Below are 23,962 nucleotides of genomic sequence, written 5' to 3'. Positions count from 1 at the left end.
ATAATTAATAGATTTGGTACCAATCATTTGCATGGATTAAAGGGAATATCGAATCTTCTAGTTCTAACTCTTTTAGTTCAGACTCTGACATTCCATTTTTTGATTCAATTGCTTGCATTAAATTCCAAAACCTATTTAGGTGACGATGAATTCTTTCTTTAGCTAATTCTGTAGTTGTTCCTGCTTTAAGAATAAAACTCCAGTCAGAAGATTGAGCAAGAAGAAGCTCTCTTCCTGCTTGTTGGAGGATCCTTAGATTTAATTGATTAGAGACGCCATTACTGCAGCATTCAACCATTGCTTTCCCCGCCTTGCTCCATTCATTGACTACCCATGCATTGGTTTCATTTAGCCAATAATTGTGGAAACCACCTTGCCCCCAACTTGAAGGACAGGGTTCACACAACTGCAACTCTTTTTTTGAGCTGAGGTAATCCTTTAAAGTCGTAAATTGGACTTTATGATTCTTTGCTTGCTTAAAAATCTCAGCTAAAAACATTGGCCCTTCAAACCACCAATGGCCAAATAGCTCCGCATCAAAAGGAGCTATTAATAAAGGATTTATCCCAGTCTGATCGATTAGCTTTATTAGTTGCTTTTTTCTTCCTATTAAATAGTCTTTTGCATCTTCTTTTACCTGCTTGGATGCTGATGTTGGATCATATAAATCTTTTTCTCTAATTGATTGCTTACTAGTAACTTTATGAAGCTTTAAGCCTAGAGGCCGATTCCCTTCAAGGCCTAGTTTCGCAAGTTCTTCAAACGGTATATCCCAGCCTAAATCTTTGTGAAACTCTCGATATTCAGGATTGCCTGGATATCCTTCTCTGGCTGACCAAACAGGAAGAGTTGATTCACTATCTCTAGCAAAAAAAGCTATACCATTTTTGGTACAAACAGGAGCATATATCCCATATTTAGGTCTTGGCTTCCCATGGAGTATTCCATGACCATCTAAAACTGAATAACGTAAATCACATTCACGCATCAAATGGTCTAACCCTTCGTAGTAAGCGCATTCAGGCAACCAAATACCTTTAGGTTTTTTGCCAAAAAATCTTTGGTGTTCTCGAATGGCAGTCTTTAGTTGCCCTTTGACAGCCTCAGGAGTTTCTCGCAAAAGAGGCAGATAACCATGTGTTGCGGCACATGTCATTAGGTCAAGAGCTTTTAGCTTTTCTAGTTGCGAGAATCTGTCAATAATTTCTCCATCACAAGAGGACCAATTCTTTAATTGTTTAATAATGTTTTTCTTTAAGAATCTGCCTGCTTCATTTTGGGATTTAGTGCTTTTTTCTAAGAGAGATAGTCTTAACTTTACCCAGTCTGGAAAACGATTTTTTAAATCTTGATCACTTAATAAAGAAAGAAGAGTTGGTGAAAGGGATATTGTGATTTTCGGATTTTGTTCGTTTGAATTTACTGAGTTTTCGATTACTTCAAGTAAAGGTAAATAACATTCCAAAAGTGCCTGAAAGAACCAGTCTTCTTCTAGAGAGCCAGGGTTAGCAGATCTCACATATGGGAGATGTGCATGAAGTACTAGAGCTAGTTTGCCTTTTGTCAAATGAAAGAAATTGGTTTATTGAATTTAAACAGGTTTGTGTAGCTAGCTAGAATAAAACTAGTACATAAATTAAAAAGGTCATTACATGGCCAAGGATCCAGGCCGAGTTTTAATTTTTGATACCACCTTAAGAGATGGTGAGCAATCTCCTGGTGCGAGTTTGAATTTAGAAGAGAAACTTGCCATTGCGCAGCAACTTGCAAGGTTAGGAGTTGACATAATTGAAGCAGGGTTCCCATACGCAAGCCAAGGAGACTTTACTGCTGTTCAAAGGATAGCTGAGCAAGTCGGTGGAGAAGAAGGGCCTATTATCTGCGGTCTTGCCCGAGCTTCAAAAGCAGATATCAAAGCTTGTGGAGAAGCAATTGCGCCTGCTCCTAAAAAGAGAATTCATACATTTATTGCAACTAGTGATATACATCTTGAGCATAAACTTCGAAAAACAAGAGAGGAAGTGATTCAGATTGTCCCTGAGATGGTTCATTATGCGAAGTCTTTCTCAGAAGATGTTGAATTCTCTTGTGAAGATGCCGCTAGAAGTGATCCAGATTTTTTATATGAACTAATTGAGCTTGCTATTTCTGCAGGTGCCGGCACTATTAACATTCCCGACACAGTGGGTTATATAACACCATCAGAATTTGGAGAATTAATTCAAGGAATAGATGCCAATGTGCCAAATATTGATGAGGCGATTTTATCCGTGCACGGTCATAATGATCTGGGTCTTGCAGTGGCTAATTTCTTGGAAGCAATTAAGAGAGGTGCGAGACAGTTGGAATGCACAATTAATGGCATAGGAGAAAGAGCAGGGAATGCAGCTTTAGAAGAATTGGTTATGGCTTTACATGTGCGTAGGAGTTTTTATAACCCCTTTTTCGGTAGAGATCCTGAAAGCCCTACACCACTTACAGCAATTCGTACTGAAGAAATAACAAAGACTTCACGTCTGGTCTCAAATTTAACTGGGATGGTGGTTCAACCAAACAAGGCAATTGTTGGCGCTAATGCCTTTGCTCATGAATCAGGCATTCATCAAGATGGAGTTTTAAAAAATCGGCTAACTTATGAAATAGTTGACGCAAAAACAGTCGGTCTTACAGATAATAGGATCTCATTAGGGAAGCTAAGTGGAAGAAGTGCTGTAAGGGCAAGACTTGAAGAATTAGGATATGATCTTACGAGAGATGATTTAAATGAGGCATTCGCCAAATTTAAGGATTTGGCAGATCGTAAAAGAGAAATTACTGATAGAGATTTAGAAGCGATAGTTAGCGAACAGGTGATGCAACCCGATGCAAGATTTCAACTACAACTTGTTCAAGTAAGTTGTGGAACGACATTAAAGCCTACAGCCACAGTCACTCTTGCAGATCAAGATGGTACTGAGCAAACGGCAGTCGCCCTTGGAACTGGGCCTGTTGATGCTGTTTGCAAGGCACTTGACTCTTTAGCAGGAGAAAGTAATGAATTGATTGAATTTTCAGTTAAGTCTGTAACGGAAGGAATTGATGCCTTGGGCGAAGTTACAATTCGTCTAAGGAGAGAAGGCAAAATTTTTTCTGGTCATTCTGCTGATACAGATGTTGTTGTTGCCGCAGCTCAGGCATACGTAAATGCTCTTAATAGGCTTATATATTTTGAAAAAAAGAACCCTATTCACCCTCAGCATGATCTGATCAAGGCAAACCTATGAATCTACCAACGCAACTTTATTTGCTTTTAAAAAATTGGGGCTTAGATAAAAGTGTTTAATGTGACTGGTTCTATTGAAACAATTTTTGGGATTGAAGTTATAACAACTAACGGTTTTTGGATAACAATTAGATTTTGTTAACTGATAGATGACCTTTTCTGAGATATTAAATACTAGTTACCGTTAAGAAAATGTTGGTTAGCATTGATCTTTGCCTTTTGCCTTTGGGGGTAGGGACTTCCCTCTCACCGTACATAGCTGTATGTAGGGACATTATCGAAGAGAAGGGACTTGATTATGAACTTGGGCCAAATGGAACAGCTATTGAAGGAGATTGGAATGATGTTTTTGAATGTATTAGAGCTTGCCATGAAGCTATTCATTCATTAGGAGCGAATCGCATCTATTCAAGCGTGAAGGTCAATACTCGTATTGATCGTCATCAGTCTTTTCGTGAAAAGGTAAAAAGCGTAACTACTGCTTCCTTACCTAAGAATAAAGTAGATTTATGATTGATTAACTTCGTATCAATCACTAACTTCTCATAATGCTTTTTTCTTTTTAAGAGCTATTTTTTAATTAGGATTAAAAGACTTTATTAATGGTTAGTGGTGTTAAAGGTTATTGGTTACTTACGTGGCTAGGCCTACTTTCAAATGTAGCGGCAATACTTTTCTTTGCTTTTGTGGTCAGCTTTTATAACCCAAGTTTTAGAGCAGGAAATATAAGTTTTTCAGCTGCTATACATTGGCCATCGGCTGTCGTTGGAATAGTTGCCTGCTCTGGCCTCCTTGCAGAAAGACGTTGGGGAGTAGTTCTGGCGATAGTTGCATTGTCAATGACAATCATTGGCTCATTAACTTATGCTATTTTCTTGCTTCAAAGTGAGAAGTATTTATCTAATTTAAGTTTGATTGCCTTTTTAATCTCTATTTTTAATTCAATGGCATTAATCTATTGGTGTAGGCCAGCACATAGGAAAACAAAGAGAATAAGGTTATAGAGGATTTTGGATTGCTTATTGATATATTGATGCTAAAGCTTCTGTTTGTTCTTTAATTATAAAATTGAAGCTCATAATTTGAAATAATTAAGCTGGATATGATGCTTTAAATGAACTAATAGGATACTTAATACGCCGATGCCTCATCCTTCTCCATACACTTATAAAGGCTCTTATAACCAATTCAATCTCAGAATTGCTAATACTACTTTTTAGCAATTGTCCATCTAATTTACGAGAGCGAATAATTTTTCTAATTGTTGACTCTGCATCTATATCAGTACTTTGTGGCCCTAAAGCTCTAAGAGCTGCTTCGCATCCATCGGCCATCATAAGAATTGCAGTTTCCTTAGAGCGTGGAACGGGGCCTTTATACCTAAAACGCTTTTCTTCTACTGAGGGATTCTTCTCTTTCGCCTTATGAAGGAAGTAGCCCATCTTTAGTGTCCCTTGGTGTTCTGGTATGAAATCAGCTATAGGAGTTGGTAGTCGGTAACGTCTAGCTAGCTTCAGGCCTTCATCTACATGCGCTTGTAAAATATCAGCACTTTTAAGTGGGTCGTCAAGTGTTTCATGCGGGTTGACTCCATTCTCTTGATTCTCTATAAACCATTCTGGCGCATGTAGTTTCCCTACGTCATGATATAGAGCTCCTGATCTAATTAGGTCAACGTCAGCCCCAATACTTCTTGCACCTTCTTCGGCTAGTCCACAGATCATCAATGTGTGTTCAAATGTTCCTGGTGCTTCCTTAGACAATCTTCTTAAAAGAGGTTTCTCTTGATCGGATATTTCCATGAGCCTTGCGCGTGTTAATAGGCCAAAAGTATTTTCAATAATTGGTATTAATAAAATAGTAAACATCAAAATTGCCCCTAAAACCAAAGCTTCAGTAAGCAAAGTCTCTGAATTAGGCGAAAGCTTCCTCCACACCCCACCTGAAGAAAATAGTTGACTCCTTAACAGAACCCACTGACTAAGGTATGCACTAAAAGGTACAAAAACTACTACCTGAAGAAGCTGGGCTCTGCTTCTCATTCGCCCACCAAGTATCGCTACTAAGGTTGAAGTAAGGACTGCAATTATCAAACGTCCTTCTCCAATGCCACTTACGGGAACGGGCCATAGCAAACTAGCGATTGCCATCCATCCCAAGGCTGTTGTGGTACTAATGCCTTGGGAAAGAAGTAATGTTGGTGGAACAAGAATTTGCAAAGGACTGATTGCAGCTCCAAACCAGTCTTTACTTGCTTGAACAATTAATAGGAGACCAAGTGGTAATAGTCCATTCTTAGGTTTCAAAGAGGGTTTATCTCTTCTCATTATCATTAAAAGAACTAAACAACTTGCAAGTGCCTCACTAAATTTTCCGAACCATTCCAGTGGTCTAGCACTTCTTCTGATTAGGCCAAAATGATCAAGAACAACATATCCTTTAGCAGTGATTCTTTCCCCTTTTTTTGTGATTAGATCTCCTTTCTTAACTTCTATCTCAGGGATTCCTTGTTTGGTTATAAGTTCTTCAAGTAATTGCTGGCTTCTGGCAGCATCATGCTGAAGATTTGTTTTACCAAATAAAGTATTTGCAATTAATTTGCTGCCAAGGTTTATAGAAGGATTATTGCTTTCAGCTTGGGCCGATAATTGGAATTTAGCTGATTCTAGTATTTGGTCATGAGCCAATGTCTTTATAAGGCCCTGACTTAGCATTTTTTGTGACAGGAGAATTATTTCGCCTTCCCATTGTTTTCTTGATTTAGTAGTTTGGTTCGCCAGCCACTCCCTTTCTTTTGGAGTTAGGTTTACTGGACCTATCCTGAAAGAATTAGAACCTTTAGTGCCTGATGAAACTTTTTCTAAATAGCCCAGTTGTTTAATTAACTCTTCTTGAATTTTTTGAGACTCTCCTTTGTCAATTACTTGTACTGAGGTTCTTGGTATAAGGTCTTTTCTTTGCTGTTGTAAAGCTGCAGTATCTATTACAAAAGCGGTTTTTGGTGCAGTCGCGTTAAATGGGGCAATATCACCAGGCTTAAGGTCAGGAACATCTAATAATTTATAGCTTGAAATTATTGCTATTACTAGGCAAACCATAAGCAAACCTGTTCTATCAGCTAATGCCCATGGAACTATGACCCTTCTTGGCGATTGGCTATTTAACAAGCTTCGCCAAATCCTTTTTAGGCTTAGAATCTTTGCCAAATCAATTTGATGTAGACCATAACCCTAGCTATTAATTAAAAGCATGCTTCATCTAATTTATTAAGAAACAAATGGCCCATAAACTTGATGGTAAGCAATTAGCTGGAGAGATTGAGCAAAGACTTAGTCATGAGATAACTCTTTGCTTAAAAAAAGGTGTCCGCCCACCAGGGTTGGCGGTGATCCGAGTTGGTGATGATCCTGCCAGTCAAGTTTATGTTTCGAATAAAGAAAAGGCCTGTAGAAGGGCTGGTATTAAAAGTTTTGGTTGCCATCTTGATGCAAATTCTTCTTTTCGTGAAATTGAGGAACAGATTATAAAGTTGAACTCCAACCAAGAAGTGGATGGCATTTTGTTGCAGCTTCCTCTACCTATAGGACTTGATGCAGGAAGACTTTTGAAGGTTATAGACCCCAGGAAAGATGCTGATGGACTACACACTTTAAATTTAGGAAGATTACTCAAGGATGAAATAGGCCCTAGATCTTGTACTCCTGCTGGAGTTATGGCTTTGTTGGCTGCTAATCAGATAGAGATTAAGGGTAAGAACACTGTTGTCATTGGTCGTAGCATTCTCGTAGGGAAACCAATGGCATTAATGCTTCAGGCTGCGAATGCAACTGTTACTCTTGTTCATTCTCATACAAGGGATTTGATTGGCTTTACAAAACAAGCAGAAATACTTGTTGTGGCTGCAGGGAAGCCTCAATTGATTGGCCTAGAGCATGTCAAGGAAAAATCGGTAGTAGTAGATGTGGGAATTCATAGGGTATTTAAGGATCAAAACTTAGGAGATGCTGGCGGTTACAAGCTTTGTGGTGATGTTCGTAGAGAAGAGGTTGATGATTTTGTAAGTGCAATTACACCAGTCCCTGGAGGCGTTGGCCCTATGACTGTTGCAATGTTGCTTGTAAATACTGTTAATAGTTGGCAGCAGCATTGCGACTTATCCTTGAGTTTGGATGATTTACTTCCATGAAGTTCTAACCTCTGAGAGAATCAGATTAATTAATTCTTTTTATGTCAGAAGCGGTCATTTCATCTTTTGACTTTGCCGCTTATCTGGCTAAGGAGAAGATTCGTGTGGAAGCAGCTCTAGATGCTTCTCTTGGTCCAGAGCGTCCAAAGCAATTAAGGGAAGCAATGAGGTATTCCCTTCTGGCAGGAGGGAAAAGGTTAAGACCTATTCTTTGTTTGGCAGCGTGTGAACTTATAGCAGGCGAATCTGAAACGGCTTTACCTACAGCAGTAGCTATAGAAATGATTCACACAATGTCTCTTATTCATGATGATTTGCCATCTATGGATAACGATGATTTAAGAAGAGGACGGCCGACTAATCACAAAGTATATGGGGACGCTTTAGCAATTCTTGCCGGGGACGCTTTGTTAACACGCGCTTTTGAGATGGTTTCACTAAGAAGTCCTGGGATATCTGCAGAAAGACTTATTAAAGTTGTTGGTGAACTCTCATTAGTTGCTGGAGCGCCTGGCTTAGTGGGAGGCCAGGTGGCAGATCTTGAGTGTGAGGGTAAGGATGTTGATATAGATACTCTTGAATATATTCACATCCATAAAACTGGAGCGCTTCTAAAGGCATCAGTTGTTTGCGGAGCTCTTATTGGGGGTGCAAAAGATGATTTGCTTGATGCTCTTAGAACTTATGCTGAAGCCATAGGCTTGGCATTTCAAATTATTGATGACATCTTAGATGTGACTTCAAGTAGTGAAGTTCTCGGCAAAACAGCTGGTAAGGATTTAATTGCAGACAAAACTACTTATCCCAAGTTGTTAGGTGTAGACGAATCTCGTCAGAGAGCGAAAGTGCTTATAGAAAAAGCTAAGAGTGTCTTGGAACCCTGGGAAGATGATGCAACCCCTTTGCTTGCCTTGGCTGACTACATTATTAGTAGAGATAGATGAGCTTTGCTAATACTCTTTCATATTCATCTTTCCTAGAGTTGCTCGACAACGGAGTTCTTGCCTGGGGGCTAGCAGCATGTGGTTTGGCACAATTATCAAAATTGATCTTTGAATTGATTTTTTATCAACAGTGGAGGCCCTCAGTTCTTTTTGAAACTGGTGGTATGCCTTCTAGCCACTCTGCGCTTGTTACAGGGACAGCTTCTGCTATTGGATTTCAAGTTGGATTTTCTGATCCAATATTTGCACTTGCTTCCACAATTGCATTCATAGTCATGTACGACGCCAGTGGAATAAGACGAGCAGCAGGTCTAACAGCTGCTCGTCTTAATCAATTGCCTTCGGATAATTGGCCAATCAAGCCAGAAGCTCCACTAAAGGAGAGTTTGGGACATACACGTAAAGAAGTTTTAGTTGGAAGTCTTTTGGGCCCAGCAATTGCTTTGCCAGGAATGTTCTTTATTGGCTCACCACTTCATTTCTTTGAGTTATTGGGTCTAATCCAAGGTTGAAAAATCTTTCGTTAACATTTGACCAAGGCAAAGCAATCAAAGCTTTTGAACTTTGGCTTGAGAAGACTTCGCTTACAGACCCTTTTATTCTTAAGGGGTGTGCAGGAACAGGAAAAACGTTTTTATCAATAAAGTTTCTTGAGCTTGTAGAGAATCGCAAGCTTTGTTGGACGGTTGTTGCTCCAACGCATAAAGCTGTTGGTGTTCTTCGAAGGTCTATGTCTAGGGCAAATCTAAAACCAACTTTTTACCCTTCAACAATTCATAGATTGCTTCGATTAAAGCTAAAAAGACAAGGTGATACAGAAGCATGTGAACAAACTCCTCAAACAATGAAATCACTTGAACAGCTAAAGCTAGTACTTGTTGACGAAGCCTCAATGATAAGTAGCACACTCTTAGAGATAATTCTTCAATGTGCCCATACTTATAAAACCAGACTTGTTTTTGTTGGAGACCCAGCCCAGTTACCACCAATTGGTGAAGTTCAGAGCCCAGTCTTCTCTATCAAAAAAGCAGCTCATATTCAACTAAATGAAGTTGTGCGTCATCAGGGGCCCGTTTTGAAGTTGGCTACTTTGCTTAGGGATGAAAGTTTTCTTTGCCCATCGCCGCCTTGTTTCCCTGTTGTAGCTAATACACAATGCTGTATTGGGTCGCTTGACCATAAAGAGTGGTTGGAAAAAGCTAAGGATTCTTTGTACTCAGCCTCCAAGAAAGATGATCCGGATGCGGCGAGAATTCTTTGCTATACCAATAGATTTTTAGAAAGGTTGATACCCCATGCTCGTCGAGCTATTCATGGAGCTATTGCTGATGAAATGTCTGTTTTACCAGGAGAAGTACTGATTAGTCGCAGAGCAGTCATGAGTAATGCATCGCTTGAGCAATTTAGTACTGAAGAAGAGCCTGGAATGCTTTTTGGTTCTAATACAGAAATGATAGTAAAGGAGGTAAGTGAAGAATTAAATGATTTTGGAAATTCTGAATTTGCTGACCAGGGTTTAATTGACTTTCCCCAGATGAAAATTTTAACTGCAAAAGTTAGCTGCCGAGGTTCAGAATTTTTGGTTCGCCTCATGCCTGAAGTTGGATCATCTTCAAGGGCAACTTTAGATTGCTTTTTAGAAGACTTGGCATCAAAAGCAAGGCAAGCCAGTAGTAAAGAAGCGCGTAAGCTTTGGAAGATGTTCTTCTATTTTAGAGATTCCTTTGCTTATCTTTGCCCAGCTTCAGTTTTGACAGTTCATAGAAGTCAAGGGAGCACTTTTGGTGAGGTATTCGTTGCTTCAGATGTCTTTTGGCCTAATGATATTTCTTTAAGGAGACAGCTTGCTTATGTGGCTGTTAGTAGAGCAAATAAAGGCGTCTGGCTATTAGGAAGTAATGATAAACTACATAAAAGAGACATATGGGAAAGAGAAATAGATTTGATTCATCAAGATATGACTAATTAACTTGATTTGACAATCACTTTACTCTTGTACCCTTGATAGCCTCAATAGAATTACACCATGCATCTAATATTTTTTCAGAGCTTGGCCAATGAAGATGAATCCAACTCGCATGAAGTAGGTTGTTACTCCATCCTTCGCTTACCGGATCTAGGCCCCAGCCAGTACTTAACCATGGTGGAGACAGATCCTTTTTATTTTCATTAATACTTAGATGCCATCGATGGAATTCATGGCCAACTAGTTTTTGATGTGGAGATAGAATAAGACTTCGTTTGTGAGCTGTTAGTCTTCTATAACCTACTTTTAGACTTCCTTCCCTTGCTTTAAATGGCAAAAGACCAGTCATTGGATATTCATTTCCATTTATGTCTTCTATGGCATTACCTAGGATTAACATCCCCCCACATTCTGCATATATTGGTCGCTTACAGAAGATCTTTTGTAATGAATTTAGGCTTCTTTTACATTGACTTATTTCTTCCGCAAACTCTTCGGGAAAACCTCCTGGAATAATTACTCCTTTAACTTCTTTAGGTATAGGCTCGTCTTTTATTATTTCCCAAGTTAGGATTTCCATTCCCATTTCTATAAGGCATTCTTTGGTTTCTGGATAATTAAAATGAAAGGCTTTGTCTTCAGCAATAGCAATTAATGGTTTATCTAACACTTTGTTTTTAGCTTTTCGCTCAATAATCTTTGCAGACTTTTTATTTTCGCAATTAGGTGAAGCGAGTAATTTTTCAAAATAATTAAGATCAAGATATTTCTCGGCTATAAATTTCCATAATTTAATTCTTGCTTCAATTCTTCCTAATTCATGGGGTGGGGAAAGTCCCAAATTTTTACTTTTTAGATGGAGGTCTTCGCTATTTGGTAGACAACCAAGGACTCTGACATTCATGTCTTCAAGAACCTCAGTTAACAAACTCCTATGACGTGAAGTGTTGACATTATTAAGAACGACACCTTCTATATTCAAATTGAGATCTGTGTCTCGAAACCCTTTTACCAGTGCACCAATAGATGCAGCCTGGCCACTTGCATTAATGATAAGGACTATTGGAAGATTTAATAAACGAGCTATATCAGATGTGCTGCCTTCTCTAGAGCTTCCTACCCCATCAAATAAACCCATAACTCCCTCTATTAAAGTTAACTCAGCTGAATTCTTATGGCTAGAAAAACTGTTTTGCACCCATTCCGGACCTGAAAGAGTCAGGTCTAGATTTCTGCATGGTCTTTTGGTTACTAAGGATAATTGCTGAGGATCTAGATAATCAGGCCCTACCTTGAATGTTTGAATGCTCTTTCCTTTAGAGCGTGCCCATGCCGCAAGAATAAGGCTTAGTATTGTTTTCCCACTGCTACTTGCAGGTGCGGATATGACACATGCCATTTAGTATTCCTTTGATTTATAGAAACTTAGTTTTTAGGCTTAATTAAGTGCAGCAATTTTGCGGCTACAGGAGCAGCATTCGCAAGAAGTGGACTTGTTGAGCCGCGACTAGTTGCAAGTAGCCTTGCGACATCCATCTCAGCAGAGTTTTTTTGGTGTGGGACTACTTCCTCTAAAAGCTCCATACTTGCCATGCCTCCTGCCTCAAGTCTCATACATTCTCCTGATTCAGAAGCAAGAATAATACAAACAGATTTTTTAGGCTCCTCTTTAGGTTTGGATATCAACCTTATACCAATAATTTGGCCAGGGTGGATACTTGGATTGCCTACGGGCAATGGCATTAATTTGAATTTGACTATCTCTTTGTCATCACGGACAAACTCGGCATTTACAATATTCCCATCCGCAGAAACATTATTTTGTAATTTCCATCCAAGTCGATCTGCAATCCATGTTGCCAATAAAAGAGCCTGAACAGGATGATCGCCTTCAATATCAATGTCTATGCTTGTTAGATTTTTGAGGATTATACGTCTATCTGGAGGATCAAATACCATTGCTAAAGTTTCTCTCCATGATCTTAGTCGAAGCCAATTGAGATCATTAACTGCTTGACCACTACTTATACTTTTTTGAAGTAAATCAAGACAGTTAAAGGGATTTCCTAGGGCACTGTCAATTATCAACCTGCGAATTGGTGTGGCTATTTTATTTAATAGACTTGGATCTTCATCAAGATTTCCATTCCACCACAACCATGAAGGAAGATCATTTGGAATTAATTCTTCAACTATTTTTAGACCATTCTTTAGAGAATTCAGATCACCTCTGAGAACCACGACATCTCCACACGCCGAACTACCTCCACCTTCTTCTGGTAGAGGACAATAGGCAGCCACAAGAGCCTCTAGTTTCTTTCCCTTATCAATAGAGGGAGCTAGGGTAATTAACCTTCTTGGTTGAAGTTCGCTTATAGAACTATCTATATGTTGACCTCTGAGGTCTTCTTTTTGATTTGCTATAGGTGCCATCTCGATAGAAGCTGCAACGGATGTATCAAAAGGCGGCGTTGAATGAGGTAAATCATTCTCTAGAACTACTTGTCTTGCAGCTTCAATAACTTCATTCCTTTGGTCCCCAAGAATTGGTTCTTTGACTCTTCCAGTTTTTACAAGCTTTTGCTCTATCCAAGCAGGTTGCCAAATTAATAGAGAAAATGTATTTGCTCCTTTTATATCAACTTGCTCTTGGGCCCAAAGTTGTTTTAAGTAATTAGGTATTTCTGATGGAGGTATCTGAAGAGGAGTTTGAAGCGTGAGTTGAGGTGTCATTGATTATATGGAGAGAGTTTTTAAGATCGGATTAGGGTCTACGCCAAAGCAATTGGTCTTTAGCTAATAGGGCATCAGATTCGGCTGGTCCCCATGTTCTAGCTTCATATTGGTAAACAGGTAGTTGCCAGGGGCTATCTTCTATTAATTCCAATAAAGGGGTATATAACCTCCATGCTGCTTCTACTTCATCACTTCTGGTAAACAGTGTTGGATCGCCGAGCATTACGTCAGCCAAAAGTCTGACATAACCTTCGTCAGAAGGTTCTCCAAAAGATTCGTCATAAGAAAATTCCATTTCAACTGGGCGACTTCTCATCCCAGAACCTGGGGATTTAACCTCAAATCGAAATTCAGCCCCCTCATTTGGTTGGATTCTTAAAACCAGTTGATTTGACGTGGGAGAGCCACCAGCTGCGTCGAAAAGGTGAACAGGAGCTTCTCTGAAAGTAAGAACAACTTCACTTGTCCTTTTGGCTAACCTTTTACCAGTTCGAACGTAAAAAGGAACTCCTTGCCATCGCCAATTGTCTACGAATAGTTTCATCGCGACATAAGTTTCAGTGGTGCTATTTGGGTCCACTCCTGGTTCCTGTCTGTATCCAAGAATCGGGCTATTTTTATTTCCACCTTGAGAATATTGACCTCTTACGCAACATTTCCAGGGCTCTTTTTCGTTAGCAAGATGTGCGGCTTGTAGAACCTTCGCTTTCTCATTTCGGATAGCTTCCGGGTCAAAGTGACCAGGTGGTTCCATCGCTGTTATCGCAAGCATTTGAGTCAGATGATTCTGTACCATATCTCTTAGAGCACCTGCGCTTTCGTAAAAACCGGCTCGGTCTTCAACACCAACTGTTTCGGCTGATGTGATTTGGATATTTGAGATGTAGTTTCTATTCCAAATCGGTTCGAAAATAGTGTTTGCGAACCTTAGTACCAAAATATTCTGTACGGTTTCTTTCCCCAGATAGTGATCGATACGGAAGATTTGACTCTCAAGCGCACAACTTTGAACTATTTGATTCAAAGTTTGCGCGCTAGCGTAGTCACGCCCAAAAGGCTTTTCTATGACAATTCGATTGCGTTTGGGATCACTTAGAAGGCCCACCCCTGCAAGGGATTTGCAAGCCATTGCATAAAACTTAGGTGCTACAGAAAGGTAAAAGGTTCTATTGCCATGAGTCGCTTTTAAACGATCTATCTCTTCTAAACGTGTTGATAGTTTCAGGACATCTTCCGACCTTTGAAGATCTACAGGTTCATAGAAAAGATTGGCTGAAAATTGTTCCCATTCCTTGGTACTTTGTTTGACTTTGCTTTCAAGAGCAAATGCCATCTTTTCTCGGAATTCTTCATCAGTCCATGGTCTTCGTGCGCATCCAAGTATGGCAAACTCACTAGGTAATCGTCTCTGCTTAAAGAGTTCAAAAAGTGCAGGGATTAGTTTCCTGTGTGTCAAATCTCCACTTGCACCAAAAATTATCAAACACTGAGGTGATACAACTCTTTCTTGCCTAAGACCTATCCTTAAGGGGTTTGTAGGCTGGGTCCGCATTTAAACTCCTTGCCGGATGGTTGAACAACTAATAATTAAATTCAAATTACTTATTCGCAATACGCTATGTTTTGTTGTCAGATCACCAAAAATAAAAACCTAATATTTGACCCTCTTTTTTGCTTTATAAGCAATACTGCTTCATAGAAGCTAGTTGCTTGTGTGGTTTTCTAGGTGATTTTTTTAATACGTCTCAACGTGCCATCTGCCTGCTTTCTTAAGTTGAGGCCTTAATTCTGACCAAACCAAGCCTTTTGAAGCTGCTGCTTGAGTCATTGCTTCATCTATGCCAGGTTCCATTCCTTTTAAACCACAAAGATAAATATGAGTTTTTGGATTCTCAATCAATGCAAATATCTCATCAGCGTGTTCAAGTACCCGATCTTGAATGTACATGCGACCACCTCTGGCATTCTTTTGTTCCCTGCTAATTGCTTTTGTATAACGTAGGTTGTTAGGGAATTTAGACTTGTAGCCTTCAAAATCAGAGTCATAAAGAAGGTTTGCAGTTTTTGGAGCACCCATGAACAGCCATGCATTCCCTTTGTAGTTCCAGCTGTTTTTTTCTTGTTCTGTTGGATCAAACATTCTTCGAAGATAGGCTCTCATAGGGGCTATGCCTGTACCTGTGGCGAGCATAATTATGTTGGCATTCTCGTCTTCAGGAAGAAGCATTTCTTTCCCAACAGGTCCGGTGATTTTTACCTTGTCTCCAGGCTTTATGTCACACAGATAAGTTGAACAGACTCCATCAATAGTTTTGCCATCTTTTTCATATTGAAGTTGACGGACACATAGAGAAACTGTATTACCTTTATAGTCATCACCATGTCTTGTACTGGCTATTGAATAGAGCCGAATTTTGTGAGGTTTACCATTAGCATCTTCGCCAGCAGGAATTATTCCAATGCTTTGACCTTCTACGTATTTAAGAAGAGGGTCTCCACTAGATAGATCAAAGGTTATGTGATTAACCCTACCAATTGCACCTGATTTCAATAGTGAGTAGTTCTCTTTAACAGTCCCAATAAAAGGGGTCTTTGGTTTATAGGTATTAACGGGAACATTTGGATGGGCTGGCTTTTTAATTACTTTTGGCTGTGAAGAAGCCACTGATGAGGCTGGCTTCGTCTGAGTACTGGGCTGATTGGATGTGCCTTTTGCTTGGGTTCGCTTGAGAATAAATGACTGAATAAAGCCAAATACCCCAATGAGAACAGGTATATGCGCCAGGCCACCGGCGATTACATTTGCTTCCGAGTAAGACATTAAAAACCTAAAACCGAAGTGGAGAATACCAATAGATCGATTTTATTGGCTTATATATTCCATTTCAAAGTTCACGTTTTGAGATTGGCACAAGTCAGAACATTTCCAATTGAGTCCCAATTTGCTTCTTTTTTAGGTAATCTGCGTAAGTTTTTAAAAATCAATTAGTTTGTCCACGCTTCGGACTATTAAGCAAAATCTTGCTCTGGAGTCTCATGATCCATTGTCTCAATTGGATTTTAACGAACGAACTATAGAGCAAACTATGGAAGTTCTTCCTGGAGGGACTCGTAGATTGGCAGCTCAACTCAGAACGAGGACAAATTTTGATGCGTTATGGAATGTACTTACAAATTACGATCATCTGAGTGAATTCATACCAAATCTTGCGAGCAGCAAACTGGTTTTTAGAGATGAGAATAGAATTCACCTAAGACAAGTGGGTTCACAAGAGTTCTTTGGCTTTACTTTTTCAGCAGAGGTCTTGTTGGAATTGATTGAAAATAAAGCGGATGGAATTTTGAAATTTTCACTTCTAGAAGGAGATTTCAGACGCTTTGAAGGCTCATGGGCAATAAAGCAATCAGCAAGCGGCCAAGGCTCCTCAATCATTTATGAGTTGATAGTGCAAGGATGCTTTGGGATGCCTGTATCTCTTATTGAGGACAGATTAAGAATTGATTTGACTAATAATCTTTTAGCAGTCGAAAAGGCATCTTTCGAAATGTTAGCCAAATCTAATTGAATATTTTGATTTATAGCCCCAAGGGGATTCGAACCCCTGTCGCCTCCGTGAAAGGGAGGTGTCCTAGGCCTCTAGACGATGGGGCCAAGGCCGTGATCAAAAATTGATCACAATTTAAAACTACGGGCCAGGTGAGCCCTGCGTCAAGCTTTACTAGGACTTGTTATCTCCATTCCATACAGGCACTGTGAAATGAAAGCATGCACCTTGGCCAGGTTCAGATACCACCCAAATCTTTCCTCCATGAACTTCAACTATGCGTCTACATACTGAAAGACCTATGCCAAAGCCAGGAGTCTCACTGGACGTTTGAGGAAGACGAACACGATCTAAAAAGATCCGTTGTTGCTCATCTTCAGGAATACCTGGCCCTTGGTCGCAAATACTGCACTGAACCCATTGGTCAGTTCTGTGTAACATTGTTATTGATACTGTGTCTCCTTTCCTTGAATATTTGAGTGCATTTTCCATCAGGTTAAGCAAGACCTGACGCATCCTTCTTTGATCGGCAAAAACTATTGGTAAGTCAGATGGAATATCAGTGTTAACCCCTACTCCTCTTGCGAGCCAAAGTTTTTCCAGTTCTAGAATTACCTCGGCAGTAATATTGGATAAATTTGACTTTTGTGGGTTAAATAAAGCTTCCCATCTTGTACTTCCAACTTGCAGTAAATCTTTTGAGAGTAATTCGATCTCTTCAAGCCTTCTTTTGACAACTTCTTGAAATTTTTCTTGGTTAATTTGACCGAGCTCTTGACTTTGTATCGCTAGTACTGCTGCTGATAGTGGAGTTCTTAATTCATGAGCAACCATCCTTAAGAGTCTTTCTTGAGACTCGACTCGTGCTGAGAGAGTTTCATTTTCTTGTCGCAAAACTAATAATTCATCTTCTAAAAGAACCTCTCTGCGTGTCCTAGTAGCATCAGCATCTGAAATTCTTAGATTGAGATCTAAACCACTAATAAGGCCCTCTTGTTCCCATCTTGGCAACCAGTTCTTTAGTTGATCAAAAATTTTACTTCCAGCAAAAATTTGTTTTGGTTGGGGATTTATCTTTATTAGAGCTGGAATGGCAACAAGTCGATGAAGCTCAAGCACTTCTGGTTGTTCAGTAGGATCAGAAAACTGAAGGGATACCTCAAAACCAGACACTTCGGACTCCAAGAAATTAATAAGTGTCCTTATATCTCCTCTTGAGAGGTGTTGCCGACTTGCAACAAGAAGAAGCTTCAGCTTTCTTCTTCCCTTTTCATATTCCTCATCCAAAGCCCAATTTATTTAAATTGTTAGGAATACTTTAAGCTACTAAGAGTCACTTTATGGATTTGCTAAATAAAAAGATGAAAAAGACTACTATTAATTAAAAGTTATTTTATGGAATATACTTATTAAAAGTATGAGAAATTGAAATTTATATAATCTAATGATGCTTCTAGATTGATTTTAGTAATTTGAAAAATGTATTCATATGATTTCATACTTATGGCGTATTAAAAGATTGAATTTATCAAGATGAAGGTTTCTTAAATATACAGATGTTTGTTAAGTTGGAAAGGCATCAAGAGAAGGAGTTTCGGCTCTTAGGTAGAGAATAAGCTTTAATGTAGAAGATCTAAATTCCCTTTTTTGATAAAGAACTAGCTTATTGTAAAGAATCATCTATAAGGTAATCTGTTTTTGACTATAAACATAAATCAAAATAATTGTTATATAAGTAATTTCTCTGGTATATCTAGTATTAGAAAAGTAGATGAAAAAGCAGTTATCTTAGAATTAACATAAGAAATCTCTTAACTACTAGAACAAGAGAGACTGATATTTCAAGATCGATGGTGATCAAAGGCTATTTATATTTGGGATGATGAGAAATTAAGCATCATCGAGAATTACCATGAGCTTATGAATTATGGTTTACTTGGACCAGTCCATGAAAATAATTAAGTGATGTTTCCAACAATCAAGTATATTTATAAAGCTTTAGACCAATAATTCACTTTTGAAAAAAAATCCTTTTCTAATACAGAGTAGCCTCTCAGGCAGACTGCTTTTTATCTTGCTAGCGCTTCTTTGCCTTTTCCAGCTACCAGCAACTGCGAAAAACAAGCAAAAGAATAAGCCCGCTACGGACGAGGATACTTTTCTTTATAGAACCTTAGGAGGTAGCTATATATGTAATGCAAGAACAGCTGGCATTGAATTTCCCAAAGCTGTAGGCATCGCTTCTGGTACTTATGTTCAAGTGCTTGAAGGAAAACATGGAGGCAAAGTCAAGAGTGTAGGCAAGAAAAAGCTGGGCCGAGAACAGTTATATACTGGAGCTGAATTTCAGGTGATAACAGCAGCGATTCAATTTTGCCCAGATAAAGTCCCTGATGATATTAAGGAGAAGGTTAAAAGTGCACTTGATAAAGAGCTAAAGAAGAAGGATTAGGCTTAATGATATCCAAAAAATAATAACAACTAAGTGGCTCTACTACCTAAACATTGAGCTTACTGAGCTTTCTTCGTGTATCCTTAGAATCGCTTCTCCAAGCATATTCGCTACAGATAACACTTGTAATTGTTCGAAGTTTAGGTCATTAGGGACTGGGATACTATTAGTAACAATAACTTGTTCAAAAAGATTGGGAATAGATAGTCGACTATAAGCAGGAGGAGAAAATACGGCATGAGATGCGCAGGCAAATACTCTTTTTGCCCCTTCTTTCCTTAGTAGTTCAGCTCCTGCACAAATTGTCCCTCCAGTATCAATCATGTCGTCAATAAGAATGGCTGTTTTATTGGCAACTTCACCGATTACGGTAAGACTCTCTGCAACATTATGAGCTGAGCGTCTCTTATCGATAATTGCTAGAGGCGCATCTTTCATTTGTTTTGCAAAAGCCCGAGCTCTGGCAACCCCCCCTACATCCGGAGAAACCACAACTACTTCATCTAATTGTTTTGTAGCTAGATAATCGACTAAAACAGGTGACCCATATATATGGTCACAAGGGATATCGAAATAGCCTTGTATCTGTGCTGAATGAAGGTCCATTGCGAGTACACGATCAACACCAGATGAGACAAGAAGATTTGCAGTTAGTTTTGCTGTTATGGATTCTCTTCCTGCTGTTTTTCTATCTGCTCGAGCATATCCGTAATAAGGAATGACTGCCGTAATTTGTCTTGCAGAAGCCCTTTTGCAGGCATCCACCATTATCATTAGTTCCATTAAACTGTCATTTACAGGGGCGCAAGTGGGTTGAATTAGAAAGACGTCGCACCCTCTAATGGATTGTTGAATCTGGATATAAAGCTCACCATCTGCAAATCTTTTGGAAACAAGAGGAACGCATGGAATCCCAATATATTGGGCTATTTCTTTTGAAAGAGCTGGGTTGGAAGTCCCGCTTATTAGCCTTAACCTTCTAGTGTCATGGCTAATATTCTTTTGTTTTGTATTAGCTGCGGTGATAAAACTTGTCACGGTCGCCGCAAACAACTTGCTTTCTACAAATGCTAATGCTCATAGCCGCACTAACCAAACTTGTTAATAATCATATGTTCAGATAATGATTTCTAAGATGCCTTTCCTTATAGAGGCTGGATCTATTCCAGATGATTCTATGAATACAGGTTCTCTTGCCTTGGCTAGGCTTTGGGGTGGCGAGCTAATTTCATTTTCAATTGAAGAGAGCCCAAATGAAGTTATTTGTTCCTTGCCTTCTTTAGATGGATTAGTTCGACTAAGAGGAGATGCAGCTATCACAAATGTATCTGGAGGTTCTTGGTTAGAAGCATTGGCAGCTTGGAGAATTCCTGTAATTCTCGTCGCTATGCCATTGCCCTCAGGCCACATACCTGGAGCGGCATATGCATATGTTGCTTTATGCAAGCAGCTCTCTGTCCCATTAGTAGGGATTTTGCAATTAGAAGGACCCTGGAAGCCCCAACTAAGAAGACTTGATGGACTTCCTTGGTGTGGTCATATTCCTTCTGATGCAATTAAAGTTGATTTAAATAATAATGATGCACGTAACAATACCTTAGTTGAATTACATAATGTTATTTATAATTTAAAGTCTAGATATTTCCATTTAACTAAATAGGAAATAGAGTTATCTACATAAATACTCATATTAATCATTGCTTTTTTGATAGATTTGCAATAAAAAGTTAAAACGAACTTAACAAAAAAAGAAAAAAATGATTTTCGCTTGCAAAAGCTATGCTTAAAGATAATTCTATTTTTGGTTTGAACTATTTATTAAAGTCTTTGATGGATCTGCATTTTGCTTTTTTGTGTCTGCCCAATAATTATCTAATAATTTCGCCGTCATCCAAAACCCAAGTAGGACAACTCCTAAAAAATGTATTGTCCTTCCAGGATATTTCAAAATCATACGTTGAAATTAGAAACTTTGAGCCCATAATTCAAATATTAGCTGATTTAAAAATCCCTGAATAGTTTTTTGCTGTCCTTTCTTTTTTATAATGATAGAAGTTAATTCAGCTAAACCCCGATTTAGTGGAGTATTGCTTCACCCCACGTCTTTACCAGGTAAAAGGACATGTGGTGGGTTTGGACAAGAGGCAAGAGATTGGCTGGAGTTACTTGCAAAGTCAGGAATCAGTGTTTGGCAAGTATTGCCACTATCTCCCCCTGACTCAACTGGCTCTCCATATAGTTCTCCTTCAAGTTTTGCATTCAATCCTTGGCTGCTTGATGTAAATGATCTTGCTCAACAGGGATTTATTGCGATGGATGTTTGCAATGAATTATCCAGCAGTAAGCAAGACATAAATTCAAGTATGGACTTTGACTTGGCTAATTTACATAGCAGAAAGTTAGGTCAGGCATTAAGAAAAGAATGGCCTATCCAAAATAGTTCTTCTCACAAGGAATTTCTGGATTGGTGTGCTGATCAGTTTTGGCTTGAAGATCATGTGATGTTTATGGAACTTCGTATTCAGAACAATCAACTTCCTTGGTGGGAATGGCCTGAGGACTTAGCTCTGCATAACAAAAAAGAACTAAATAATTTTAAAGTTAATTTTAAGGAGGCTCTTCTAGAACACTCTTTATTGCAATGGCATTTAGATCGTCAGTGGTCATCAATAAGGTCTTTAGCAAATGATTTGGGGATATTGATTTTTGGAGATTTGCCTTTCTATGTTTCAAGAGACAGTGCTGATGTTTGGAGTAATAGGTCTTTATTCTCAATTCTTGCAAATGGAGAAATGTATATGCAAAGTGGAGTTCCACCTGACTATTTTTCAGAAACAGGTCAGCTATGGGGTACGCCTGTCTATCGTTGGCAAAGCAATAAAAGATCTCACTTTAGATGGTGGCGCAGAAGGCTTTCCCGACAGTGGAATCAATTTGACTTATTACGACTAGATCATTTTCGAGCGCTTGATTCATTCTGGGCTGTACCTGGTAATGACAAAACTGCTCAAGATGGTTCGTGGATTCCATCCCCTGGACTTAAGTTACTTAAGCTTCTTAAAAAAGATTATGGTCAAAAACTTCCATTGATTGCTGAGGACCTTGGTGTTATTACTCCTCGAGTTGAGAAATTAAGAAATTATTTTGGATTGCCCGGGATGAAAATTCTTCAATTCGCTTTTGATGGAAATCAAGAAAATCCCTATTTGCCTGAAAACATTAGAGATTATCGATCAATTGTCTACACAGGCACTCATGACAATGAAACTACTACTGGTTGGTGGGCAGAGGTTGGACCTGAAATTAAATCAAGGCTTAGAAAACAATCCAATCAAGAAAATGATTCCCCTGCATGGCAATTAATAGAGCTTGGCTTACAGACACAAGCATGTTTATTCATAGCTCCTATGCAGGACATACTTGGACTAGGCAATGAAGCCCGTTTTAATACTCCTGGCACTGTTAAAAGAAGTAATTGGTCTTGGAGGCTAGAGGCATTTAATGACTCAGTGTTGGCAGGTGTTGAAAAATATGGACAATTGTCGAAATCATATGGTAGAAGCTTCGCAGAAGTTTCTACTTTAATTGGATGACAGAGGTCTATTTTAATTATCTAACTGACTGTACTACTTTATAATAATTGGTGCGGTTGTTTGACTATTTTTGATTGAAAGATACTCCTGTTGCTTGTTGATCATAAAGATACTTAATCCAATTAAAAGGAAGTAGATAAAACTTCCTTGCCAACTAGAGAAAATATTTATATTACCTAGTGTGAATAACCTTAGACTTTTATCTGACTTGCTTTCTTCTTCGCAAAAAATTTTTAGGCTGTTTCTTTTAAGACCCAATTGATCTTCTAAAATAAGAAGCATTTTTGAAAGGTATGCTTTTTCAGGCAACTGATTTAGCCATCCATTTTCTATAGCTTGAATTACAGCAACAGAGATTCTTGTTTGAGATGATAGGTCTGTTCTTGATAAACCTCTCTGTTCTCTTTTTTCCTTTAACATCTTACTTGCAATTGAAAACTTTTCATTAAAAATAATATTCTTGGAAGATAAATCATTTATTCCTTTCAGTTGTCTTGATTTGACTTTATCCATCTTTAGACTATGGCACCTTATTTATTGGTATAAACATGATAACTCATCTTCTTTAACTTCTCTCCAGCATCCTTCTTGAAGGTTGCCAAGTTTTATTTTTGATATGGCAACTCTTTTTAGATCGATTACTGGGTGACCAAATTTCTCGGATATCCGTCTTATTTGTCTATTCCTACCTTCTTTCATTTCTATTTGGATCAAACTTTGATGTTTGAGAGACTTTATAAGATTAACCTTTGCTTTCATTGTTATCTTTCCATCAAGAACTGTTCCTTGCCTCCACTCAGAAAGTGTTGAGCTACTAGGTAATCCTTTGACCCATACAAAATATGATTTTGTATGGTTGAATTTTGGGTGTGTTAGCTTTAAAGTTAGATCACCATTATTGGTTAGTAATATTGCACCTCTACTTTCATAATCTAATCTTCCTATTGGATATAGACCTTTCCTAATATCGCTTGGTATTAGGCTTAAAACAGTTTTTCTTCCAAATTGATCATTACAGCTGCTAATAATACCTCTAGGCTTATTAAGAAGAATCACTCTATTGAAAATTACCTTTGGGATCCTATAACCATTTACAATTATTTGATCGTTTTCAGGATTTGCTTTATCCCCAATTTTTGCCGCAAATCCATTCACCAGAACTTTATGTTGGATAATTAACTCTTCTGCTTTACGCCTAGAGCATATTCCTGACTCAGCAATAATTTTTTGCAGCCTTTGCTTAATCATAAGCTAAGACTATAAACTTTATTAGCAGTT

21 protein-coding genes and 1 tRNA gene are annotated in these 23,962 nt (G+C 38.6%); 11 read left to right on the top strand and 11 right to left on the bottom strand.

Features of this window, described 5'->3' with window-relative positions; genetic code table 11:
- Nucleotides 1-4: 4 nt before the first annotated feature.
- A complete protein-coding gene (locus tag P9211_RS05490) occupies nucleotides 5-1,567 on the bottom strand; it encodes a glycoside hydrolase family 57 protein (protein WP_012195677.1) in 1,563 nt (520 codons plus the stop codon).
- An 85-nt stretch (nucleotides 1,568-1,652) separates the two neighbouring features.
- Between P9211_RS05490 and P9211_RS05485 the strand changes: the two genes are divergently transcribed.
- The 3 genes from P9211_RS05485 (at nucleotide 1,653) to P9211_RS05475 (ending at nucleotide 4,266) form a co-directional block, all read left to right on the top strand.
- Entirely contained in the window at nucleotides 1,653-3,263 is a 1,611-nt protein-coding gene (locus P9211_RS05485; protein WP_012195676.1) for a 2-isopropylmalate synthase, read from the top strand.
- 191 nt (nucleotides 3,264-3,454) lie between these two features.
- Nucleotides 3,455-3,775, top strand: coding sequence for an MTH1187 family thiamine-binding protein (locus P9211_RS05480; RefSeq protein WP_012195675.1), 321 nt, complete (start codon nucleotides 3,455-3,457; stop codon nucleotides 3,773-3,775).
- 89 nt (nucleotides 3,776-3,864) lie between these two features.
- The gene (locus P9211_RS05475; protein ID WP_012195674.1) at nucleotides 3,865-4,266 is read left to right on the top strand and encodes a hypothetical protein; all 402 of its coding nucleotides are present in this window, start codon (nucleotides 3,865-3,867) and stop codon (nucleotides 4,264-4,266) included.
- 87 nt (nucleotides 4,267-4,353) lie between these two features.
- Here the strand turns inward: P9211_RS05475 and P9211_RS05470 are convergent, their stop codons facing one another.
- The gene (locus P9211_RS05470) at nucleotides 4,354-6,468 is read right to left on the bottom strand and encodes an HDIG domain-containing metalloprotein (RefSeq protein WP_041391142.1); all 2,115 of its coding nucleotides are present in this window, start codon (nucleotides 6,466-6,468) and stop codon (nucleotides 4,354-4,356) included.
- Between the two features lie 71 nt (nucleotides 6,469-6,539).
- Here P9211_RS05470 and folD point away from each other — a divergent pair, with 71 nt between their 5' ends.
- The 4 genes from folD to P9211_RS05450 are packed head-to-tail and all read left to right on the top strand — an operon-like array spanning nucleotide 6,540 to nucleotide 10,361.
- A complete protein-coding gene (folD, locus tag P9211_RS05465) occupies nucleotides 6,540-7,448 on the top strand; it encodes a bifunctional methylenetetrahydrofolate dehydrogenase/methenyltetrahydrofolate cyclohydrolase FolD (RefSeq protein ID WP_012195672.1) in 909 nt (302 codons plus the stop codon).
- A 41-nt stretch (nucleotides 7,449-7,489) separates the two neighbouring features.
- The gene (crtE, locus tag P9211_RS05460) at nucleotides 7,490-8,392 is read left to right on the top strand and encodes a geranylgeranyl diphosphate synthase CrtE (protein WP_012195671.1); all 903 of its coding nucleotides are present in this window, start codon (nucleotides 7,490-7,492) and stop codon (nucleotides 8,390-8,392) included.
- Nucleotides 8,389-8,904 carry a divergent PAP2 family protein gene (locus tag P9211_RS05455; protein ID WP_012195670.1) on the top strand — a complete coding sequence of 172 codons (516 nt, stop codon included), beginning with the start codon at nucleotides 8,389-8,391 and terminating at the stop codon, nucleotides 8,902-8,904. Before crtE ends, P9211_RS05455 begins: the two co-directional genes overlap by 4 nt.
- Nucleotides 8,901-10,361, top strand: coding sequence for an AAA family ATPase (locus tag P9211_RS05450; RefSeq protein WP_012195669.1), 1,461 nt, complete (start codon nucleotides 8,901-8,903; stop codon nucleotides 10,359-10,361). Before P9211_RS05455 ends, P9211_RS05450 begins: the two co-directional genes overlap by 4 nt.
- A gap of 13 nt (nucleotides 10,362-10,374) precedes the next feature.
- Here the strand turns inward: P9211_RS05450 and P9211_RS05445 are convergent, their stop codons facing one another.
- The 4 genes from P9211_RS05445 to P9211_RS05430 form a co-directional block, all read right to left on the bottom strand.
- Nucleotides 10,375-11,757 carry a cobyrinate a,c-diamide synthase gene (locus P9211_RS05445; protein WP_012195668.1) on the bottom strand — a complete coding sequence of 461 codons (1,383 nt, stop codon included), beginning with the start codon at nucleotides 11,755-11,757 and terminating at the stop codon, nucleotides 10,375-10,377.
- Nucleotides 11,758-11,783: 26 nt separating this feature from the next.
- Nucleotides 11,784-13,091, bottom strand: a complete 1,308-nt coding sequence (locus tag P9211_RS05440; protein WP_012195667.1) for a glucose-6-phosphate dehydrogenase assembly protein OpcA — start codon at nucleotides 13,089-13,091, stop codon at nucleotides 11,784-11,786.
- A gap of 31 nt (nucleotides 13,092-13,122) precedes the next feature.
- Nucleotides 13,123-14,646 carry a glucose-6-phosphate dehydrogenase gene (gene zwf / locus P9211_RS05435; protein WP_012195666.1) on the bottom strand — a complete coding sequence of 508 codons (1,524 nt, stop codon included), beginning with the start codon at nucleotides 14,644-14,646 and terminating at the stop codon, nucleotides 13,123-13,125.
- 183 nt (nucleotides 14,647-14,829) lie between these two features.
- Nucleotides 14,830-15,915, bottom strand: a complete 1,086-nt coding sequence (locus P9211_RS05430) for an FAD-binding oxidoreductase (RefSeq protein ID WP_012195665.1) — start codon at nucleotides 15,913-15,915, stop codon at nucleotides 14,830-14,832.
- A 223-nt stretch (nucleotides 15,916-16,138) separates the two neighbouring features.
- On the opposite strand from P9211_RS05430, the gene P9211_RS05425 reads away from it, so the two are divergent.
- Nucleotides 16,139-16,660 carry an SRPBCC family protein gene (locus P9211_RS05425; protein WP_012195664.1) on the top strand — a complete coding sequence of 174 codons (522 nt, stop codon included), beginning with the start codon at nucleotides 16,139-16,141 and terminating at the stop codon, nucleotides 16,658-16,660.
- Nucleotides 16,661-16,673: 13 nt separating this feature from the next.
- Here the strand turns inward: P9211_RS05425 and P9211_RS05420 are convergent.
- Both P9211_RS05420 and P9211_RS05415 read right to left on the bottom strand, forming a co-directional pair.
- Nucleotides 16,674-16,746: transfer RNA gene (locus P9211_RS05420), tRNA-Glu, on the bottom strand.
- 67 nt (nucleotides 16,747-16,813) lie between these two features.
- Nucleotides 16,814-17,926 carry a histidine kinase gene (locus tag P9211_RS05415; protein WP_012195663.1) on the bottom strand — a complete coding sequence of 371 codons (1,113 nt, stop codon included), beginning with the start codon at nucleotides 17,924-17,926 and terminating at the stop codon, nucleotides 16,814-16,816.
- A 787-nt stretch (nucleotides 17,927-18,713) separates the two neighbouring features.
- Here P9211_RS05415 and P9211_RS05410 point away from each other — a divergent pair.
- Complete coding sequence (locus P9211_RS05410) at nucleotides 18,714-19,091, top strand: cAMP phosphodiesterase (RefSeq protein ID WP_225866191.1); 378 nt, start codon at nucleotides 18,714-18,716, stop codon at nucleotides 19,089-19,091.
- Nucleotides 19,092-19,133: 42 nt separating this feature from the next.
- Here the strand turns inward: P9211_RS05410 and P9211_RS05405 are convergent, their stop codons facing one another.
- Nucleotides 19,134-20,129: a ribose-phosphate pyrophosphokinase gene (locus P9211_RS05405; RefSeq protein ID WP_012195661.1), complete on the bottom strand. Its 996-nt coding sequence runs from the start codon at nucleotides 20,127-20,129 to the stop codon at nucleotides 19,134-19,136.
- Between the two features lie 85 nt (nucleotides 20,130-20,214).
- Between P9211_RS05405 and P9211_RS05400 the strand changes: the two genes are divergently transcribed.
- Both P9211_RS05400 and malQ read left to right on the top strand, forming a co-directional pair.
- Complete coding sequence (locus P9211_RS05400) at nucleotides 20,215-20,751, top strand: hypothetical protein (RefSeq protein ID WP_012195660.1); 537 nt, start codon at nucleotides 20,215-20,217, stop codon at nucleotides 20,749-20,751.
- A gap of 385 nt (nucleotides 20,752-21,136) precedes the next feature.
- On the top strand, nucleotides 21,137-22,684 hold the full coding sequence (gene malQ / locus P9211_RS05395; protein ID WP_012195658.1) for a 4-alpha-glucanotransferase: 1,548 nt from the start codon (nucleotides 21,137-21,139) through the stop codon (nucleotides 22,682-22,684).
- 33 nt (nucleotides 22,685-22,717) lie between these two features.
- Here the strand turns inward: malQ and P9211_RS05390 are convergent, their stop codons facing one another.
- Both P9211_RS05390 and P9211_RS05385 read right to left on the bottom strand, forming a co-directional pair.
- Entirely contained in the window at nucleotides 22,718-23,197 is a 480-nt protein-coding gene (locus P9211_RS05390) for a helix-turn-helix domain-containing protein (RefSeq protein WP_049750868.1), read from the bottom strand.
- Between the two features lie 21 nt (nucleotides 23,198-23,218).
- Nucleotides 23,219-23,932 carry a pseudouridine synthase gene (locus tag P9211_RS05385; RefSeq protein ID WP_012195656.1) on the bottom strand — a complete coding sequence of 238 codons (714 nt, stop codon included), beginning with the start codon at nucleotides 23,930-23,932 and terminating at the stop codon, nucleotides 23,219-23,221.
- Nucleotides 23,933-23,962: the final 30 nt, after the last annotated feature.

It is taken from the genome of Prochlorococcus marinus str. MIT 9211 (assembly GCF_000018585.1).
Lineage (GTDB): Bacteria > Cyanobacteriota > Cyanobacteriia > PCC-6307 > Cyanobiaceae > Prochlorococcus_D > Prochlorococcus_D marinus_B.
Note: the sequence above shows the minus strand (reverse complement) of the source record. Positions and strands in the feature narration are given on the sequence as shown.

Bases quoted from the DNA above. Each gene is read 5' to 3' on its own strand.
- malQ (WP_012195658.1), top strand. From the start codon at position 21,137: ATGATAGAAGTTAATTCAGCTAAACCCCGATTTAGTGGAGTATTGCTT.
- zwf (WP_012195666.1), bottom strand. From the start codon at position 14,646: ATGCGGACCCAGCCTACAAACCCCTTAAGGATAGGTCTTAGGCAAGAA.
- P9211_RS05400 (WP_012195660.1), top strand. From the start codon at position 20,215: ATGATTTCTAAGATGCCTTTCCTTATAGAGGCTGGATCTATTCCAGAT.
- P9211_RS05385 (WP_012195656.1), bottom strand. From the start codon at position 23,932: ATGATTAAGCAAAGGCTGCAAAAAATTATTGCTGAGTCAGGAATATGC.
- P9211_RS05390 (WP_049750868.1), bottom strand. From the start codon at position 23,197: ATGGATAAAGTCAAATCAAGACAACTGAAAGGAATAAATGATTTATCT.
- P9211_RS05455 (WP_012195670.1), top strand. From the start codon at position 8,389: ATGAGCTTTGCTAATACTCTTTCATATTCATCTTTCCTAGAGTTGCTC.
- crtE (WP_012195671.1), top strand. From the start codon at position 7,490: ATGTCAGAAGCGGTCATTTCATCTTTTGACTTTGCCGCTTATCTGGCT.
- P9211_RS05440 (WP_012195667.1), bottom strand. From the start codon at position 13,091: ATGACACCTCAACTCACGCTTCAAACTCCTCTTCAGATACCTCCATCA.
- folD (WP_012195672.1), top strand. From the start codon at position 6,540: ATGGCCCATAAACTTGATGGTAAGCAATTAGCTGGAGAGATTGAGCAA.
- P9211_RS05475 (WP_012195674.1), top strand. From the start codon at position 3,865: ATGGTTAGTGGTGTTAAAGGTTATTGGTTACTTACGTGGCTAGGCCTA.
- P9211_RS05430 (WP_012195665.1), bottom strand. From the start codon at position 15,915: ATGTCTTACTCGGAAGCAAATGTAATCGCCGGTGGCCTGGCGCATATA.
- P9211_RS05480 (WP_012195675.1), top strand. From the start codon at position 3,455: ATGTTGGTTAGCATTGATCTTTGCCTTTTGCCTTTGGGGGTAGGGACT.
- P9211_RS05485 (WP_012195676.1), top strand. From the start codon at position 1,653: ATGGCCAAGGATCCAGGCCGAGTTTTAATTTTTGATACCACCTTAAGA.
- P9211_RS05445 (WP_012195668.1), bottom strand. From the start codon at position 11,757: ATGGCATGTGTCATATCCGCACCTGCAAGTAGCAGTGGGAAAACAATA.